Raw genomic sequence first — 17123 nt, forward strand, 5'->3', positions numbered from 1 at the left:
TATGTTTAAATTTCTTAATGCTCGCTATCGTCATATCACCGGGCGACACAACATTCCTTATCGCTCTCTGCCCGTGACGGGCGCACTTGCTGCGGTGGATTCTATTGTGATCCCGTGTACCGGTGCAGATTTCGTCGAAGAAGCATTACTCTCTGCCACCTTCGCGGAACGTTATGCCACCGGGGTGAGCGAGATCGTCATCGTCAGCGATCAGCCTGAATCCGCCTTTGGGGTACTGCCGCCTAAAACCCGCGTAGTGACGCTTAACCTTCCGGTACGGGAGGAAGGTTACCGCTATAAGCAGATCTACCTCAGCCGTCTGGTGAAGCTGAATGCCCCGCTGCAGGCGCGCGGTGAAGGCGTATTGATGATCGATTCCGATCTCAACCTGCTCAAGATGCCCGAGATCAACATGGCCGATATGCACATCTACTCCAGCTTCCGTCAGGGCAAAATGATTGCCAAGCTGGAAGGTGCGCCTGCGGAGAAAGTACCAGCATATTACAAAGAGACGGTGCGCCCGTATCTGGTCGATCACGTTAACGGCGCGTTTCTTGCGGCAACCAAAAAAACCTGGCGCCGTATCTGCCCGCTGTGGCTGACGCTGTTCCAGGATACCTGGGAGCTGATGGACGACACGCAGCCGCCAACCGATCAACTGCCGCTCGCCGCGCTGCTGGACATGCTGGATCTAAAAACGGTTAACCTGGGTGACTGGATGAACTGGCCGGTCTCCAAGAAGATCGGCGGCCAGGAAGCCGTTGTACCGAAAGAGGTGATTGGCGCGCACGGCGGTTTCCCTCTCTCCGAATGGCAGAAGTATCTTGAATCACCGGATAACAAACTGCTGTTCAAAGGACAGGACTACACCCGCAAGGTGCGTTACCTGACGGACGAAGAGAAAAAGAATCAGTGAAAAAAGGGGCCGCAGGCCCCTTTTTGATTACTTATCCCAGCTCAGAATAACTTTCCCTGACTGGCCGGAACGCATCGCGTCGAAGCCCTGCTGGAACTCATCGATGGAGAAACGGTGAGTAATAATTGGGGACAGATCCAGACCGGACTGAATCAGCGCCGCCATCTTGTACCAGGTCTCGAACATCTCGCGGCCATAGATGCCCTTGATGAACAGCCCCTTGAAGATGACTTTGTTCCAGTCGATAGACATATCTGACGGCGGGATCCCCAGCATCGCGATACGGCCACCGTGGTTCATGGTGTCGAGCATGGTGCGGAACGCCGGTGGCGCACCGGACATCTCCAGACCCACGTCAAAGCCTTCGGTCATGCCCAGCTCTTCCATCACGTCGGTCAGGCTCTCTTTCGAGACATCTACCGCGCGGGTGACGCCCATTTTGCGCGCCAGCGACAGACGGTATTCGTTCACGTCGGTGATCACAACGTTGCGCGCACCCACGTGCTTCGCCACGGCGGCGGCCATGATGCCGATTGGGCCCGCGCCGGAGACCAGCACGTCTTCACCAACCAGGTCGAAGGAGAGCGCCGTGTGCACCGCGTTGCCAAACGGGTCGAAGATGGAGGCCAGATCGTCAGAGATATTGTCCGGGATTTTGAAGGCGTTAAAGGCCGGGATCACCAGGTATTCTGCGAAGCAGCCCGGACGGTTCACGCCCACGCCAATGGTATTACGACACAGGTGAGTACGCCCGCCGCGGCAGTTACGGCAGTGACCGCAGGTAATATGGCCTTCGCCAGAGACGCGGTCGCCAATTTTGAAGCCTTTTACTTCCTGGCCGATACCCACCACTTCGCCGACATATTCGTGACCGACAACCATCGGTACCGGAATGGTTTTCTGCGACCACTGGTCCCAGTTATAGATGTGAACGTCAGTACCGCAGATAGCCGTTTTACGAATTTTGATCAGCAGATCGTTATGACCGACTTCCGGTTCCGGCACGTCGGTCATCCAAATCCCTTCTTCCGCTTTCAGTTTGGATAACGCTTTCATCACACGTCCTCAGGCAATGACGCCCAGCTGTTTGCCGATGCGGGTAAAGGCTTCCACCGCACGTTCAATTTGTTCAGGCGTATGCGCCGCAGACATCTGGGTGCGGATACGCGCCTGACCTTTTGGCACCACCGGGAAGAAGAACCCGGTGACGTAAATCCCTTCTTTCTGCAGCTCGCGGGCAAATTGCTGCGCCACGACCGCATCACCCAGCATCACCGGAATGATCGCGTGGTCAGCACCGGCCAGGGTGAAACCTGCGGCGCTCATTTTTTCACGGAACAGACGAGCGTTAGACCACAGACGGTCGCGCAGCTCAGCGCCAGACTCCACCATCTCCAGCACTTTGATAGAAGCAGAGACAATGGCCGGTGCCAGGGAGTTGGAGAACAGGTACGGGCGGGAGCGCTGGCGCAGCCACTCAACCACCTCTTTACGCGCGGCGGTATAGCCGCCGGACGCGCCGCCGAGCGCTTTGCCCAGCGTACCGGTGATAATGTCCACGCGGCCCATCACGTCACAGTATTCGTGAGAACCGCGGCCGTTTTCGCCGACAAAGCCGACCGCGTGAGAGTCATCGACCATCACCAGCGCGTCATATTTGTCCGCCAGGTCGCACACGCCCTTCAGGTTAGCGATCACGCCGTCCATGGAGAACACGCCGTCGGTGGCGATCAGTACGTGGCGAGCACCCGCTTCACGAGCCTCTTTCAGGCGCGCTTCCAGCTCAACCATGTCGTTGTTGGCGTAGCGGAAACGCTTCGCTTTACACAGGCGTACGCCGTCGATGATGGAGGCGTGGTTCAGGGCGTCGGAGATAATCGCATCTTCTGCGCCGAGCAGGGTCTCAAACAGACCGCCGTTGGCGTCGAAGCAGGAGGAGTACAGAATCGCGTCTTCCATTCCGAGGAAGCTCGCCAGCTTTTGCTCAAGCTGCTTGTGGCTGTCCTGCGTACCGCAGATAAAGCGTACGGAGGCCATGCCGAAACCGTGGGTGTCCATGCCGTTTTTTGCAGCGGCAATCAGCTCAGGATGATTCGCAAGACCTAAGTAGTTGTTCGCACAAAAGTTGATCACATGGCTGCCGTCGGCAACGGTGATGTCCGCCTGCTGGGCAGACGTGATAATACGCTCTTCCTTGAACAACCCTTCCGCACGTGCGGTGTCGAGGTCGCTTTTTAACTGTTTGTAAAAATCACCACGCATTGCAATTCTCCAGACTCGGCAAATTTCGGGACATATTACCCAAACCTATAGTTCATGACGAGATGACACGTCATCTCTTGTCGTTTTTGCAGCATAAATCACGCGTACCCCTGCGCTGTGAAGGTGAATGGCTGAAGGGCAGCCATACTAATGATATGATAGAGACATTAGCGTCCGGGATTGTCCCCGGGCTTCACACTTCAAAGGTTACAGTTATGATCATCGTTACCGGCGGCGCGGGCTTTATCGGCAGTAATATTGTCAAGGCTCTCAATGACAAAGGCATCACCGACATCCTGGTGGTTGACAACCTGAAAGACGGCACCAAGTTCGTCAACCTGGTGGATCTGAACATCGCTGACTACATGGATAAAGAAGACTTCCTTATCCAGATTATGGCAGGCGAAGAGTTCGGCGAGATTGAAGCCATCTTCCACGAAGGTGCGTGTTCTTCCACCACCGAGTGGGATGGTAAGTACATGATGGACAACAACTATCAGTACTCTAAAGAGATCCTGCACTACTGCCTGGAGCGTGAAATTCCGTTCCTGTACGCCTCCTCCGCAGCTACCTACGGCGGCCGCACCTCGGACTTCATCGAGTCCCGCGAGTATGAGCAGCCGCTGAACGTCTACGGTTACTCTAAATTCCTGTTCGACGAGTACGTGCGTCAGGTGCTGCCAGAAGCAAACTCGCAGATCGTCGGCTTCCGCTACTTCAACGTCTACGGACCGCGTGAAGGCCACAAAGGCAGCATGGCAAGCGTAGCGTTTCACCTGAACACCCAGCTGAATAACGGCGAAAGCCCGAAACTGTTCGAAGGCAGCGACGGCTTTAAGCGCGACTTCGTTTACGTGGGCGACGTTGCGGCCGTAAACCTGTGGTTCTGGGAAAACGGCGTATCCGGCATCTTCAACCTTGGTACCGGCCGCGCGGAGTCCTTCCAGGCGGTGGCTGACGCCACGCTGGCGTATCACAAAAAAGGCAGCATCGAGTACATTCCGTTCCCGGAAAAACTGAAAGGCCGTTATCAGGCGTTCACGCAGGCCGATCTGACCAACCTGCGCGCCGCAGGCTATGACAAGCCGTTCAAGACCGTTGCCGAAGGCGTAACGGAATATATGGCCTGGCTGAACCGCGACGCGTAAGTATGAGAATTCTGGTGATCGGCCCGTCATGGGTGGGCGACATGATGATGTCGCAAAGTCTCTATCGCACGCTCAAGGCGCGTTATCCCCAGGCGATAATCGACGTGATGGCACCCGCGTGGTGCCGTCCGCTGTTGTCGCGTATGCCGGAAGTCAATGAAGCCATCCCGATGCCGCTCGGCCACGGGGCGCTGGAAATCGGCGAACGCCGCAAGCTCGGTCATAGCCTGCGCGAGAAGCGCTACGATCGCGCGTATGTCCTGCCAAACTCCTTCAAATCCGCCCTGGTGCCCTTCTTTGCGGGTATCCCACATCGCACCGGCTGGCGCGGTGAAATGCGCTACGGTCTGCTGAACGATGCGCGAGTGCTGGATAAAGAAGCCTGGCCGCTGATGGTGGAACGCTATGTGGCGCTGGCCTATGACAAAGGCGTGATGCGCAGTGCGAAAGATCTTCCGCAGCCGCTGCTCTGGCCCCAGCTTCAGGTTAACGACGGTGAAAAATCCCAGACCTGTAACGCGTTTGGTCTGTCGTCTGAACGTCCGATGATTGGCTTCTGCCCAGGCGCCGAGTTCGGCCCGGCAAAACGCTGGCCGCACTATCACTATGCGGAGCTGGCGAAACAGCTGATTGACGAAGGCTACCAGATTGTCCTGTTCGGTTCGGCAAAAGACCACGAGGCTGGCAACGAAATTCTCGCGACGCTCAGTAATGAACAGCAGGCCTGGTGCCGCAACCTGGCGGGAGAAACGCAGCTTGAACAGGCGGTGATTCTGATTGCCGCCTGTAAAGCGGTGGTCACCAACGATTCAGGCCTGATGCACGTCGCTGCCGCGCTCAACCGCCCGCTGGTGGCGCTGTATGGCCCAAGTAGCCCGGACTTCACGCCCCCGCTTTCTCATAAAGCGCGCGTCATCCGCCTGATCACCGGCTACCACAAAGTGCGCAAAGGCGATGCCGCAGAAGGCTACCATCAGAGCCTGATCGACATTACGCCAGCGCGCGTTCTCGAAGAGCTTAACGAGCTGCTGTTGAGCGAAGAAGGATAACGAATGCGGGTACTGATCGTTAAAACTTCTTCGATGGGCGATGTTCTGCATACGCTGCCGTCACTGACGGACGCCATGCGGGCCATTCCCGGCATTCGTTTTGACTGGGTGGTGGAGGAGGGCTTCGCGCAGATCCCCACCTGGCATGAAGCGGTTGACCGCGTGATCCCGGTGGCGATTCGCCGCTGGCGCAAAGCGTGGTTCTCCGCGCCGATTAAAGCCGAACGCAAAGCCTTCCGTGAGGCGGTGCAGGCACAGCGTTACGACGCCATCATCGACGCCCAGGGGCTGGTGAAAAGCGCTGCGCTGGTGACGCGTCTGGCACACGGTGTAAAGCACGGGATGGACTGGCACACCGCCCGCGAACCGCTGGCGAGCCTGTTCTATAACCGCCGCCACCACATCGCAAAGCAACAGCATGCCGTCGAACGTACCCGCGAGCTGTTTGCAAAAAGCCTGGGGTATGCGAAACCGGAAACCCAGGGCGACTACGCCATCGCGCAGCACTTTTTGTGCAATACAGATCCCGGTGCTCAGCCTTATCTTGTCTTCCTGCATGCCACAACGCGTGATGATAAACACTGGCCGGAAACGCACTGGCGAAGCCTGATTGAACTAATGCAACCTACCGGCATCCATATTAAACTCCCGTGGGGCGCCGAACATGAGCGGCAGCGCGCAGAGCGTCTGGCAGCAGGCTTTTCGCACGTCGAGGTATTGCCGAAACTAACCCTGGCACAGGTTGCAGCGCAGCTGGCGGGGGCGAATGCTGTTGTTTCCGTTGATACTGGCTTAAGCCATTTAACCGCGGCGCTGGATCGTCCGAATATTACGATTTTTGGTCCGACCGATCCTGGATTGATCGGGGGTTACGGTAAAAACCAGCATCAGATGGTCAGCCCGACCCAGCAAACGAAGGATATCAGCGCAGATGCTATTTTTTCATTTTTACAGGGCAGCCGTTGGCTTTCCAACAGGGATATCTAACGCATGAGTTACGTATTTCTGCTGATTTTACTCTTTCCGGTGAAACTCATCCGGAAGCTGTTCCGCAAAGAGACAGGTAAAAACCTGGTCATTCAGACAGCAAAAATCGGCGATTTTGTTAATGCAACGCCCCTCCTGGCATACCTGCAAAAAAGCGACGTGCTCGTCAGTCGTAGCGTGGGTGCATTGGCGAAGCATGATGAGACGATCGACGAGATTTTTTTTATCGAGCAGCATAAGCGTAACCTGTGGCGAAAGCTGGTCTTTGCCTGCCGGATCATGAACCGCTATGACAATGTCTATCTCCTGCAACCTAACAGTGTGAACCTCTTTTTCGCCTCCGTGTGTAATGCTAAAAACAAACAGTTTTTAAGCACTTACACGCGCAGATGGTATCACGGTATTTTCTATGCAACGGCGGACGGGACTGTTGAACACGGTAGAAAGACGCTGTCGGTCACGAACTATCTGAAACTGGCCGATCGCGCTCTGAGCTGGCAAGACTCTCCCAAGCACGCCACAAAGCCACTGTTTAAACCCGCGACCTATCCGGCAATCCTCGATAAACCGGGCGTTATCCGCATTGGCATCAGTATCGCCGCAGGGAACAAAGCGAAAACCGTTCCACCAGGCATCTGGAAACGGATTGCCGATCACCTCGCCGACCTGCCCTGCGAGTTTTACGTGTTTGGTGCCCCAAATGAACAATCGTGGATGGATGATATCACCCGCGCCTACGGTGAACTGCCCAACTTTATTAATCTGATTGGCAAGCTCTCGCTGGAAGAGCTTCCGTGGGCCATTTCTAAGATGGACTGCTATATCGCGTCTGACTCAGGAAATGTCTACATCGCCGATGCGGTGGACGTGCCGGTCATCTTACTGTTCGGGCCGTGTTGCCACTACGAGCAGCGTCCGCTTGGCAACGTGTTGCTGATTGGCAACGATGCCAATATATGCTCGTATGTTTTTGAAACACGATATTACTTCTCACAGAGCCGGGAAGAACTCTTCGCGGTAACAGACGAATCGCTGGACGAACTCAAACATTTCATTTGCGGGCTGCCAACAGCAAATTCTGCCTTTGATGCTCAGGGAAACTGATTATTATGGCTTTTCTAAGCATCATTATTGCCGCGCATAACGCCAAAGATACGCTTCACACCACGCTAGAAAGCCTGCAAAACGCGATTGATGGCGCGGGCGATGATGTAGAGGTCATTATCTTTAACGACAGTTCAAATGACTCAACACAGGATATTATTGAGGCGTGGCTGCCAGCGTTTCCGAATGCGCAATCCCGATACGTTGAGTACCGTAATGTAGGTCATGTTCGAAACAGTGCCCTCTCGCTGGCCTCAGGTGAATACATCACCATGCTGGATAGCGATGACCGATTGAAACCGGGCAGCATCAGGGACGCCGTGACGTTCCTCAAAACAGAGCGCCCTGATATGCTCCTGACGCGCCTGCTGGAAATTCGCGACACCAAAAAAATCACCGCCGACTGGCAGGGGTTCGCTCCTGTTGCTTTGTCACAACATGAGGCAATAAAACGGTTCCTGCAACACAAAGATTTTCAGGCACATCTCATCGGGCAATTCATTCATCGGAAATTGTACGTAAGCAACCCGATTCCTTCGATGGTCTGCTATGAAGATTTCGCCGTATTTCCCGGCATGCTGATGCAATCGAGTAAAATAGTTTATCAGCGTCAGGGACTCTATTATTACATCAAACGTAGCGACAGTTTGTCGAGCCGACTCGATGCCAGTAAAATCGCTACGCTTATCGAATGCACCTTACAGATGGAAAAAGCATTCCCGATATTATTCAAACATCTTATTAATTGTCATTGGTTTGATATCTACAGTAACCACCGGCAACATCTGACCGAGATGCAACTCAAACTGGTTAAACAGCGGGTAAAAGAACTTTATTCTTTCTCTTTCTTCTTCTCCAGAGATGTACGTTTCAGCTACAAAAAAAGGGTCATTGAGGCATTATGGAAAAAGTAAAACTGCGGCTTTATCAGCTTACGCTGGTTTTGAGCCTTATTGCGCTTGCGCTGGCGCTGCTGAGTTCAGGTAAGCAACGGGAATTTTTCTATATTGCAATTTATGCCAGTATTATCGGTTTAGCTTGCGAATATAAAAAAATCACACTGCGTCCCTTTTCTATCGCATTACCCATTTTGCTGGTAGGGTTGTTCAACCTTATCTGGTATATGGTGTATGAATATCATAGCGAAGGTTTAAACGCTTATAGCGATTATCTTGGTGCCAGTAAGAAACTGATTTTAGCAAGCATTCTCGTTTTCTACCTTGACCGGTTTAAAAGTTACGTCGATAAAACTTCTTTCCAGAAATATTTCCTGTTTGCGGTAAGTGCGGGGTTTGTCCTGGCCACCGGTTATGGCTTGTGGCAGGCGACACAGGGTGTGGATCGTGTTGAGATGGCCATAAATCGCCCTACCGTTTCGGCCTATGTTTACTCTGTACTGTCACTGGCGCTGGTATACAGTCTTTATCTTCAAAAAAACAGAAAACTGTATGTTGTCGCGGGTCTCACCATCTTAATTTCCTGGTTTGTTATCCTTTTTACAGGAACACGCGCCGCAATGGGGCTATATTTGCTTCTGGCGATTGTTCTCACCCTTTACCACTTCAGAAGAATTCATCTTAAATCGATGCTAATTTTCTCATGTATCGTGGCGGGTATTGTTATTGTTAGTTACAAACCCTTGATCTCGCCAAAGATAGATCAAACGCAGATGGAACTGGAAAGATACCAAAAAGGCTACGACGCCACGTCACTCGGAGCGCGTTTTTCCATGTGGATAGTCGGTATTCAGAACGGACTTTCTCACCCACTAGGGCAGTCAATTGAAGATCGCGAGGTTTGGACACAGCATTATGTTAAAGAGGGACATCCCCACCTGGTCTCCGCACTCGGATTTCTTAGGATACATCTGCACAATGAGTTTATCGAAAAATATTCTCTGCAGGGGATCCCAGGGCTAGCGATATTATTCTTTTTCTATATATCGATGATAGCTTACGCGCTTAAAAACAGAAATGGCCTGCTGCTGACGACCATGCTCCTTTTATTACTCTATGGCCTGACGGACGTCATACTGTTGAGTTCAGAAGCCTTAATCTTCTTTGTCACCGTGTTTGCGCTGAGCACACTTTTCTCGCAAACCAGACAACATCAATAAGTGATAATGCCCGCGTCGCGGGCATTATTTTCTTTTGTATTGATAAAACTCCGCCAGCGTCATCCCCACCGTCTTATCGGATAACCAACTAAAGAGCGTTTCTAAATCCTGATACAGCCCTTCGATCGCCGCCTCATCTTTAAATGTGGGGCTTCCGCCAGGCATAAATTCCGACGAATGAAGCATAAACTCCACGTACTCACTTCCCTGAGACAGGCATTGCTGTGCGACCTGAATCATCTGCGCCGCATTCCCACCGGACGGTCTTAGCCAGTTAACAGAGGGTGAGCGGTATTTACCGCGAAGCCTGTCGTAACCCTGTTTGATCGTGTTCAACCAGGCCGGGTGTTTATACTGAATGCTCATCGGCACTTCGAGTAATGGGCTATTGCCCGCCCGGGAAATATTATCTAAATCCATAAAATAGGCGTGGTCAGGGAAATGCTGATAATTCGTTCCGCCATTACCCTGCGGGGCGCCTTTCGCATTGCGCCAGTTCACCCGCGGCGTCACGGAGCAATCCACCTGGTAACCCAGTTCAACGAGCAATTTTGCGTAGCGGCTATCAAATGCCCAACGTCCGGCACGGTGGCTTAACATTTTGGTCTGGAAGGTCTCTTCAAGCAGGCGGGTCATGAACAGCACTTTTTCACGCATCACCTCATCTGAAAATTCAATCAGATAAGGTTGCCAGCGCCAGTCATCTCCCGTGAGATCGTGCTCCGGTGGGCTATTCCACGCGTGGAGGTGCATTCCCACTTCGCCCTGACCACGGGCGATCGCATCCCTGGCGAATTCAATGAAAACGGGCTCGATCGCCATCTCGTAATTGGTCAGCCACACGGGCTTAAAGCCGAAACGCTCACAAAGCGTCTGGAACCGAGCCAGATAGCGCGCGTTTTCCGTTTTAATGACGCGGTGATTTTGCCAGAGATTATCGCCCTCAGTATCAATTGTGATGATAAACGCTGGTTTGTTCATAATGAGTCCGCAAGACAGGAAAGTTAGCGCTATGTTACGCACTCTCCAAAGCATGAGTAAACCCTTCCTGGGAAATTACTGAGATTATGGAGAAAGAGTGCAAGTCGCTATCAGGTCTATTAGAATTGCCATCAGTACAACGCCAATAAGATAATGATGAATAACTTACCTGACACACCTGATCTGCGCATTTTACTTATCAAACTCCGCCATCATGGCGACATGTTGCTGACCACTCCCGTCATTGATTCGTTACGTCAAAAATGGCCGCAGGCGCAGATTGATGTCCTGCTGTATGAAGAAACGCGCGATATGCTCGCCGCGCATCCGGCGATCGGTACAATTTATGGAATCGATCGTAAATGGAAGCAGTTGGGCACGCTGAAGCATCTTCAAAAAGAGTGGCAGCTGCTGTGTGCGTTAAGAAATCAGCATTATCATCTGGTCATTAACCTTGCCGATCAATGGCGTAGCGCTATCGTCACCCGTTTTACCGGTGCACCCGTTCGCCTCGGATTCGCGTTTAACAAGCGCAAAAGTGCATTCTGGCGTTTTTGTCATACCGATCTGGTCTCTGTCGACGGCCACAAATCCCTGCATACGGTCGAACAGAATCTCTCCATTTTGACGCCATTACCGGTCGCGCCGCAGCCTGCCGTCACCATGGCCTACGCCACAGAAGATTGGGATTATGCCCGTCAAAGACTGACGCAGACGGGTGTGGGCGAGCGCTATATCGTGATCCAGCCGACGTCCCGCTGGTTCTTTAAATGCTGGAGCGAAGACAAAATGGCGCAAACCATCACTGCACTGCAGCAGGATGGTCATACGGTTGTGCTCACCGCGGGCCCGGATAAAAAAGAGCTGGCGATGATCGATCGCATTCTCGCTGCCGCACCGAAGACCGGTGTCGTTTCGCTCGCGGGCCAGTTGACGCTGCGTCAGCTGGCGTCGCTTATCGACCATGCCTCGCTGTTTATTGGTGTCGACTCCGTGCCGATGCATATGGCCGCCGCGCTGCAAACGCCCTGCGTGGCATTGTTTGGTCCATCAAAACTGACGTTCTGGTCACCGTGGCAGGTTAAAGGGGAAGTGATCTGGGCCGGCGATTACGGCCCGCTACCCGATCCGGATGCCATTGATACCAGGACGAAAGAACGCTATCTCGACGCTATTCCCGTTGATGCTGTCGTCTCCGCCGCAAGAAGATATCTGTCATGAAACACCATCGTCTGGCCATTGTTCGCCAAAAGTATCGCCCTGATGGCGGAGCCGAACGCTTCGTTTCGCGCGCCCTCACCGCGCTGAGCAATCAGAACCTTGAACTCAACGTCATCACGCGTGAGTGGCAGGGAGAGAAGCAAGACGACTGGCATATTCACATTTGCAACCCTCAAAAATGGGGTCGCATCAGTCGTGAACGCGGATTTGCACAGGCCGCCCGCGCGCTGTGGCAGCAACAGCAGTTTGATATTGTTCAAAGCCATGAGCGCATCCCGGGTTGTGATATCTATCGCGCGGGTGATGGGGTCCATCGCCGCTGGCTGCTGCAGCGCGCGCGCATTTTACCTGCCTGGCGTGCGCAAATGCTGATGTATGACCGCTATCACCGCTACGTGATGCGTGCGGAACGGGAAATGTATCAGGCGCCTGAGTTAAAAGCCGTAATTTGTAATGCGGAGATGATCAAACGCGAAATCGTTGAAGACTTTGATATTGACGCAAATAAAATTCATGTGATTTATAATTCTATTGATTCCAGCCGCTTCATTCCGGCCCAGGAGGCACAGCGTGCGATTTTGCGCCAACAATTTGGTTTGCCAGCCGATGCCGTTGTGTTCTGCTTTGTCGGCTCAGGGTTTGAACGAAAAGGATTGGCCAGCGCCATACGCGCTATCGCGGGAACATCAGCGTGGCTGATTGTGGTTGGACAAGATAAAGCAGAAAGTCGTTATCGCGACCTCGCCCGTTCGTTAGGCTGCGAGGGGCAAATCCGTTTTCTGGGGGTGCAAAAAGAAACTCTGCCTTTTTATCAGCTATCCGATGGTTTACTGTTGCCAACGCTGTATGATCCCTTTCCTAACGTCATTCTTGAAGCGATGGCCTGTGGCTTGCCCGTCATTACTTCAGAGAGTTGCGGTGGAGCAGAATTTATTCAGCAAGGCCAGAACGGATTTTATTGTGATGCCCTTGATATCAGTACATTGAAGGAAGCGGTAGCAACCATCCCTTCACTGGAAAAAAATAACAATATGGGACGCGCGGCACGGGAACGTGTCAAAGACGCCACTCCCGAAAAACTGTCAAGTCAGCTTATTTCGCTTTATCAAAAATTACTGGATTAAAAATGCGCATCCTAATGATTATTGATGGTTTACCCGGTGGCGGAGCTGAAAAAACGGTTCTGACACTTTCCAGCGGATTGATAGAAATGGGACATCAGGTCTCGCTCTTCTCTCTGCGGAAAGTGTGCGATTACGCCATCCCGGAAGGCATCGATTATCAGGTTGTTCAGGACACATGTAAAAAACCGTGGCGAAAGCTGACGGAGATCCCACGCCGTGCCCAATTGCTGGATCAGGCGATTGAGCGGGCTGAGCGCAGCGGCAAATTTGATGTGGTTTTCTCTCATTTGCACAAAACAGATCGCATTGTGGCGCACTGCCGCGCGCTGGAACGAGACAAAGTCTGGTTCTGCGTGCACGGCATGTTCTCGTTCTCCTATCTTCGCCATCGCAGCGGACTTTCACGCTGGTTTAAACATCTTAAAATTCGTCATACCTACGAAAACCGAAACGTTGTCGCCGTCTCAGGCGCCGTGTTGAAAGATCTTTCCGAGACGCTGGCACTCAATCTTCGACGCAAAGCGGTTATCCATAATCCTTTCGATATTCCTGAAATTCAGCGTCTGGCAGATGCTCCCTTCGAGATGCAGGGAAAGGATTACATCATTCATGTTGGCCGCTTCCATGAGCACAAACGCCACGACCGCCTTTTACGTGCGTTCGCCCTGAGTAAAATTGACACAACGCTGGTCATGATGGGCAATGGATCTGAAGCTCAAATTCAAAAACTCAAGCAGCTTGCTGCCGAGCTGGGTATTGAAAACAAAACGGTTTTCCGCCCGTTCGATTCCAATCCCTATCCCTGGATTAAAGGGGCACGCCTTTTAGTGTTAAGTTCTGACTGCGAAGGTTTTGGTAATGTACTGGTTGAAGCCATTATCTGCCAGACGCCACCAGTCAGTACAAATTGCCCAGGTGGTCCCGCCGAAATCCTTACCGGAGCCTTAGCGCGCGGGCTGGCAGAGTTAAATGACGCGTCACTGGCAAAAACGATGGCGGATATTTATACCGCCCCGCCGGTCGTTGGCGATGCCACCATCGCGTCGTTCGGTATCAATGCCATTTGCCAGCAATATATTGCTCTGGTCGACAATCAAAAATAATCAGGTTTCTTATGCAAAATTCAGCCCCATTGTTGAGCGTGGTGGTTGCCGTTTATAACGGTGAAGCTTTCCTGGATCAGTTCTTTACCTGCCTTGTGAATCAACGCATCGACAGCATGGAAGTCATCATTGTCAATGATGGCTCTACTGACCGCTCGATGGAGATCGTCGAAAACTGGCGAGAAAAACTGCCGCAGCTTCAGGTCATAGAACAACAAAACCAGGGCGTATCCATCGCGCGTAATACCGGTCTGGCCGTTGCGACAGGGCAATATCTCTCTTTCCCGGATATTGATGATGTCTTTAAACCCGGCATGTACCAGCGCCTGCTGGATATGGCCGTCACGCAGGATCTGGATGTCGCCACCTGTAACGGGAACTACGTCTGGGAGAACAACAAGAAACCCTCACGCCCGATCTTCCCGGAAGACAAACTGGCGTCGACAGGAGTCATGGCTGGCCCAGCGTGGTTAAAAATGGCGCTGGATTCGCGTAAATTCCTTCACGTCACCTGGCTGAACATTTATCGCCACGACTTTATCCGTCAACACAGTTTCCATTTCGAACCCGGCCTGCGCCATCAGGATATCCCGTGGACCACCGAAGTGCTGCTCGCGGCAGAGCGGGTTCAGTACACCAGTGAACGCTATTACGACTACTATATTCACTCTGCATCGGTGTCCCATATGCCGGACAATGACGACACGCTGATACGCTCTGCGCGTCACTACATGAAAATCCTGCAGATGCTCGATGACATTAATCAGCGTTATCCGGATAAAGTGAAAGGGATCCCTGCCTGCCACTGGCAAATTGCCAAAGAGGGGCTGGGAATTATTCACACCTTCGACAACATGAAGGATGAGAAGAAGAAATCAATGATTATTAAAGAGTTCTTCGAAACAGGCATCTGGAAACTCATCTGGAAAAGTGCAAAAAGTCCGCGTCTGCGCTGGCGGCTGGGTCGCCGTTATTTCCGTTTGAAACGGTATCTGGCATAAGAGATAGCTTTACCTGGCCTAAATGCTTAGAATTTGCCCGCCGAAACTAAAAAAACGGATAATCGCTTGGAATTGTTGTATACCGCTCTGCTCTACATCATTCAGCCACTGGTGTGGCTGAGGCTGTTGCTTCGTAGCCGTAAAGCGCCTGCGTATCGTAAACGCTGGGCTGAACGCTATGGCTTCTGCCGCAATAAAGTCGCTCCGGACGGTATTTTGCTGCATTCCGTTTCTGTCGGTGAAACGCTGGCGGCAATCCCGCTGGTTCGCGCCCTGCGTCACCGCTACCCGTCGCTGCCAATTACCGTCACGACGATGACGCCAACCGGCTCGGAGCGCGCGTTATCCGCTTTTGGCAAAGACGTCCATCACGTCTATCTTCCTTACGATCTGCCCTGCGCCATGAATCGTTTCCTCAACACCGTGCGCCCGAAGCTGGTGATTGTGATGGAAACCGAACTGTGGCCGAACATGATTTCCGCCCTGCATGCCCGCAAAATTCCGCTGGTGATTGCCAACGCGCGCCTGTCAGAGCGCTCGGCGAAAGGCTACGGCAAGCTGGGTAAATTTATGCGCCGCCTGCTGAGCAAGATCACGCTGATCGCCGCGCAGAATGAAGAAGATGCGGCACGCTTTGTCTCTCTAGGCCTCAAACGCAACCAGCTCGCGGTGACGGGCAGCCTGAAATTTGATATTTCGGTTACCCCTGAGCTCGCTGCCCGTGCGATCACGCTGCGTCGCCAGTGGGCCCCGCGTCGTCAGGTCTGGATTGCGACCAGTACCCATGACGGTGAAGAAGAGATCATCCTGCAGGCTCACCGCAAGCTGCTGGAAAGCTTCCCTGATTTACTGCTGATCCTCGTGCCCCGCCATCCGGAACGTTTCAAAGATGCCCGTGAAATGGTGCAGAAAGGCGGTTTCAGCTTCACGTTGCGCAGCAGCGGTGAGATCCCTTCCGGCAGCACCCAGGTGGTGATTGGCGATACGATGGGCGAGCTGATGCTGCTGTACGGCATTGCTGACCTCGCGTTTGTCGGCGGCAGCCTGGTCGAGCGTGGCGGACATAACCCGCTGGAGCCAGCAGCCCACGCCATTCCGGTGCTGATGGGGCCGCACACGTTTAACTTCAAAGATATCTGCGCGAAATTACAGCAGGCCGATGGTTTGATTACCGTGACCGATGCAGATTCAGTAGTCAAAGAGGTATCGACCCTTCTGACTGACGAAGATTATCGCCTGTGGTACGGGCGCCATGCGGTCGAAGTGCTGCACCAGAATCAGGGTGCCCTGACCCGTCTGCTGCAGCTTCTGCAACCTTACCTGCCCCAGCGGAGCCACTAATGTCAACGCGTCTGTCGGTCGTGATGATCGCCAAAAACGCCGCCGACCTGCTTCCGGACTGCCTGGCCTCCGTTGCCTGGGCTGACGAGATAGTCATTCTTGACTCCGGAAGTACGGACAACACGGTGGACGTTGCCCGGGCAGCGGGGGTAAAAGTGTTTATCGACACTGACTGGCAAGGCTATGGCATCCAGCGCCAGCGCGCGCAGGGGTATGCCACCGGTGAGTATGTTCTGATGCTCGATACTGACGAGCGTATTACGCCAGAACTTCAGCAGGCCATTCAGGCAGTGCTTTCTTCGCCTGAGCCTGGCGCCGTATACAGCATTGCCCGCCGCAACTACTTCCTTGGCCGATTTATGCGCCACAGCGGCTGGTATCCAGACCGCGTGACGCGCCTCTACGAGCGCGAGCGCTATCAGTACAACGACAATCTCGTCCATGAATCACTGGCCTGCGACAACGCCCGGATCATCCCCCTGACGGGCGATTTGCTGCACCTGACCTGCCGCGATTTCGCCAGCTTCCAGCGTAAACAGCTCAACTATGCCACCGCATGGGCGCAGGAGCGTCACCAGCGCGGCAAGAAGGCCTCGCTGACGGGTATCTTTACCCACACGCTGGGCGCGTTCCTGAAAACACTGCTGCTGCGCGGCGGCGTACTGGACGGTAAGCAGGGCTGGTTACTCGCGGTAGTGAATGCCCAGTATACTTTCAACAAATACACCGAGCTGTGGGCGCTCTGCCGCGGCTACTCAGAGAAAACGTGA

General features: G+C 53.3%; 16 protein-coding genes. 13 read left to right on the plus strand and 3 right to left on the minus strand.

Features of this window, described 5'->3' with window-relative positions; translation table 11 throughout:
- The first annotated feature begins 1 nt into the window (after window position 1).
- Window positions 2-916 carry a hypothetical protein gene (locus P349_RS03695; RefSeq protein WP_032650738.1) on the plus strand — a complete coding sequence of 305 codons (915 nt, stop codon included), beginning with the start codon at window positions 2-4 and terminating at the stop codon, window positions 914-916.
- A 27-nt stretch (window positions 917-943) separates the two neighbouring features.
- Here the strand turns inward: P349_RS03695 and tdh are convergent, their stop codons facing one another.
- Both tdh and kbl read right to left on the minus strand, forming a co-directional pair.
- Window positions 944-1972, minus strand: a complete 1029-nt coding sequence (gene tdh / locus P349_RS03690; protein ID WP_032650737.1) for an L-threonine 3-dehydrogenase — start codon at window positions 1970-1972, stop codon at window positions 944-946.
- Window positions 1973-1981: 9 nt separating this feature from the next.
- A complete protein-coding gene (gene kbl, locus P349_RS03685) occupies window positions 1982-3178 on the minus strand; it encodes a glycine C-acetyltransferase (protein WP_032650736.1) in 1197 nt (398 codons plus the stop codon).
- A 215-nt stretch (window positions 3179-3393) separates the two neighbouring features.
- Here kbl and rfaD point away from each other — a divergent pair, with 215 nt between their 5' ends.
- The 6 genes from rfaD to P349_RS03655 are packed head-to-tail and all read left to right on the plus strand — an operon-like array spanning window position 3394 to window position 9582.
- Window positions 3394-4326, plus strand: a complete 933-nt coding sequence (rfaD, locus tag P349_RS03680; RefSeq protein ID WP_024906618.1) for an ADP-glyceromanno-heptose 6-epimerase — start codon at window positions 3394-3396, stop codon at window positions 4324-4326.
- 2 nt (window positions 4327-4328) lie between these two features.
- Window positions 4329-5375, plus strand: a complete 1047-nt coding sequence (rfaF, locus tag P349_RS03675) for an ADP-heptose--LPS heptosyltransferase RfaF (RefSeq protein WP_032650733.1) — start codon at window positions 4329-4331, stop codon at window positions 5373-5375.
- 3 nt (window positions 5376-5378) lie between these two features.
- Window positions 5379-6362, plus strand: a complete 984-nt coding sequence (gene rfaC / locus P349_RS03670) for a lipopolysaccharide heptosyltransferase RfaC (RefSeq protein ID WP_032650731.1) — start codon at window positions 5379-5381, stop codon at window positions 6360-6362.
- 3 nt (window positions 6363-6365) lie between these two features.
- A complete protein-coding gene (locus P349_RS03665; protein WP_032650729.1) occupies window positions 6366-7466 on the plus strand; it encodes a glycosyltransferase family 9 protein in 1101 nt (366 codons plus the stop codon).
- A gap of 5 nt (window positions 7467-7471) precedes the next feature.
- Complete coding sequence (locus tag P349_RS03660; protein ID WP_032650726.1) at window positions 7472-8380, plus strand: glycosyltransferase family 2 protein; 909 nt, start codon at window positions 7472-7474, stop codon at window positions 8378-8380.
- Complete coding sequence (locus P349_RS03655; protein ID WP_032650724.1) at window positions 8368-9582, plus strand: O-antigen ligase family protein; 1215 nt, start codon at window positions 8368-8370, stop codon at window positions 9580-9582. The genes P349_RS03660 and P349_RS03655 overlap by 13 nt, the downstream gene beginning before the upstream one ends.
- Window positions 9583-9606: 24 nt before the next feature.
- Here the strand turns inward: P349_RS03655 and P349_RS03650 are convergent, their stop codons facing one another.
- Window positions 9607-10563, minus strand: coding sequence for a polysaccharide deacetylase family protein (locus P349_RS03650; RefSeq protein ID WP_032650723.1), 957 nt, complete (start codon window positions 10561-10563; stop codon window positions 9607-9609).
- Between the two features lie 150 nt (window positions 10564-10713).
- On the opposite strand from P349_RS03650, the gene rfaQ reads away from it, so the two are divergent.
- From rfaQ to P349_RS03620, 6 genes are all read left to right on the plus strand, one after another.
- Entirely contained in the window at window positions 10714-11784 is a 1071-nt protein-coding gene (gene rfaQ, locus P349_RS03645; protein ID WP_081758225.1) for a putative lipopolysaccharide heptosyltransferase III, read from the plus strand.
- Window positions 11781-12908, plus strand: a complete 1128-nt coding sequence (locus P349_RS03640; protein ID WP_032650719.1) for a glycosyltransferase family 4 protein — start codon at window positions 11781-11783, stop codon at window positions 12906-12908. Before rfaQ ends, P349_RS03640 begins: the two co-directional genes overlap by 4 nt.
- A 2-nt stretch (window positions 12909-12910) precedes the next feature.
- Window positions 12911-14011: a glycosyltransferase gene (locus P349_RS03635; RefSeq protein ID WP_032650717.1), complete on the plus strand. Its 1101-nt coding sequence runs from the start codon at window positions 12911-12913 to the stop codon at window positions 14009-14011.
- An 11-nt stretch (window positions 14012-14022) separates the two neighbouring features.
- Window positions 14023-15012: a glycosyltransferase gene (locus P349_RS03630; RefSeq protein WP_032650714.1), complete on the plus strand. Its 990-nt coding sequence runs from the start codon at window positions 14023-14025 to the stop codon at window positions 15010-15012.
- Window positions 15013-15078: 66 nt separating this feature from the next.
- A complete protein-coding gene (gene waaA / locus P349_RS03625; protein ID WP_024906625.1) occupies window positions 15079-16353 on the plus strand; it encodes a lipid IV(A) 3-deoxy-D-manno-octulosonic acid transferase in 1275 nt (424 codons plus the stop codon).
- A complete protein-coding gene (locus tag P349_RS03620; RefSeq protein WP_032650712.1) occupies window positions 16353-17123 on the plus strand; it encodes a glycosyltransferase family 2 protein in 771 nt (256 codons plus the stop codon). Before waaA ends, P349_RS03620 begins: the two co-directional genes overlap by 1 nt.

The sequence above is a fragment of the Enterobacter sp. DC4 genome (assembly GCF_000568095.1).
Taxonomy (GTDB): domain Bacteria; phylum Pseudomonadota; class Gammaproteobacteria; order Enterobacterales; family Enterobacteriaceae; genus Enterobacter; species Enterobacter pseudoroggenkampii.

Coding starts and splice junctions, on each gene's coding strand:
- P349_RS03650 (WP_032650723.1), bottom strand. CDS start 10,563: ATGAACAAACCAGCGTTTATCATCACAATTGATACTGAGGGCGATAAT.
- rfaF (WP_032650733.1), top strand. CDS start 4,329: ATGAGAATTCTGGTGATCGGCCCGTCATGGGTGGGCGACATGATGATG.
- P349_RS03695 (WP_032650738.1), top strand. CDS start 2: ATGTTTAAATTTCTTAATGCTCGCTATCGTCATATCACCGGGCGACAC.
- P349_RS03635 (WP_032650717.1), top strand. CDS start 12,911: ATGCGCATCCTAATGATTATTGATGGTTTACCCGGTGGCGGAGCTGAA.
- P349_RS03660 (WP_032650726.1), top strand. CDS start 7,472: ATGGCTTTTCTAAGCATCATTATTGCCGCGCATAACGCCAAAGATACG.
- kbl (WP_032650736.1), bottom strand. CDS start 3,178: ATGCGTGGTGATTTTTACAAACAGTTAAAAAGCGACCTCGACACCGCA.
- tdh (WP_032650737.1), bottom strand. CDS start 1,972: ATGAAAGCGTTATCCAAACTGAAAGCGGAAGAAGGGATTTGGATGACC.
- P349_RS03640 (WP_032650719.1), top strand. CDS start 11,781: ATGAAACACCATCGTCTGGCCATTGTTCGCCAAAAGTATCGCCCTGAT.
- rfaD (WP_024906618.1), top strand. CDS start 3,394: ATGATCATCGTTACCGGCGGCGCGGGCTTTATCGGCAGTAATATTGTC.
- P349_RS03655 (WP_032650724.1), top strand. CDS start 8,368: ATGGAAAAAGTAAAACTGCGGCTTTATCAGCTTACGCTGGTTTTGAGC.
- P349_RS03620 (WP_032650712.1), top strand. CDS start 16,353: ATGTCAACGCGTCTGTCGGTCGTGATGATCGCCAAAAACGCCGCCGAC.
- P349_RS03665 (WP_032650729.1), top strand. CDS start 6,366: ATGAGTTACGTATTTCTGCTGATTTTACTCTTTCCGGTGAAACTCATC.
- rfaC (WP_032650731.1), top strand. CDS start 5,379: ATGCGGGTACTGATCGTTAAAACTTCTTCGATGGGCGATGTTCTGCAT.
- P349_RS03630 (WP_032650714.1), top strand. CDS start 14,023: ATGCAAAATTCAGCCCCATTGTTGAGCGTGGTGGTTGCCGTTTATAAC.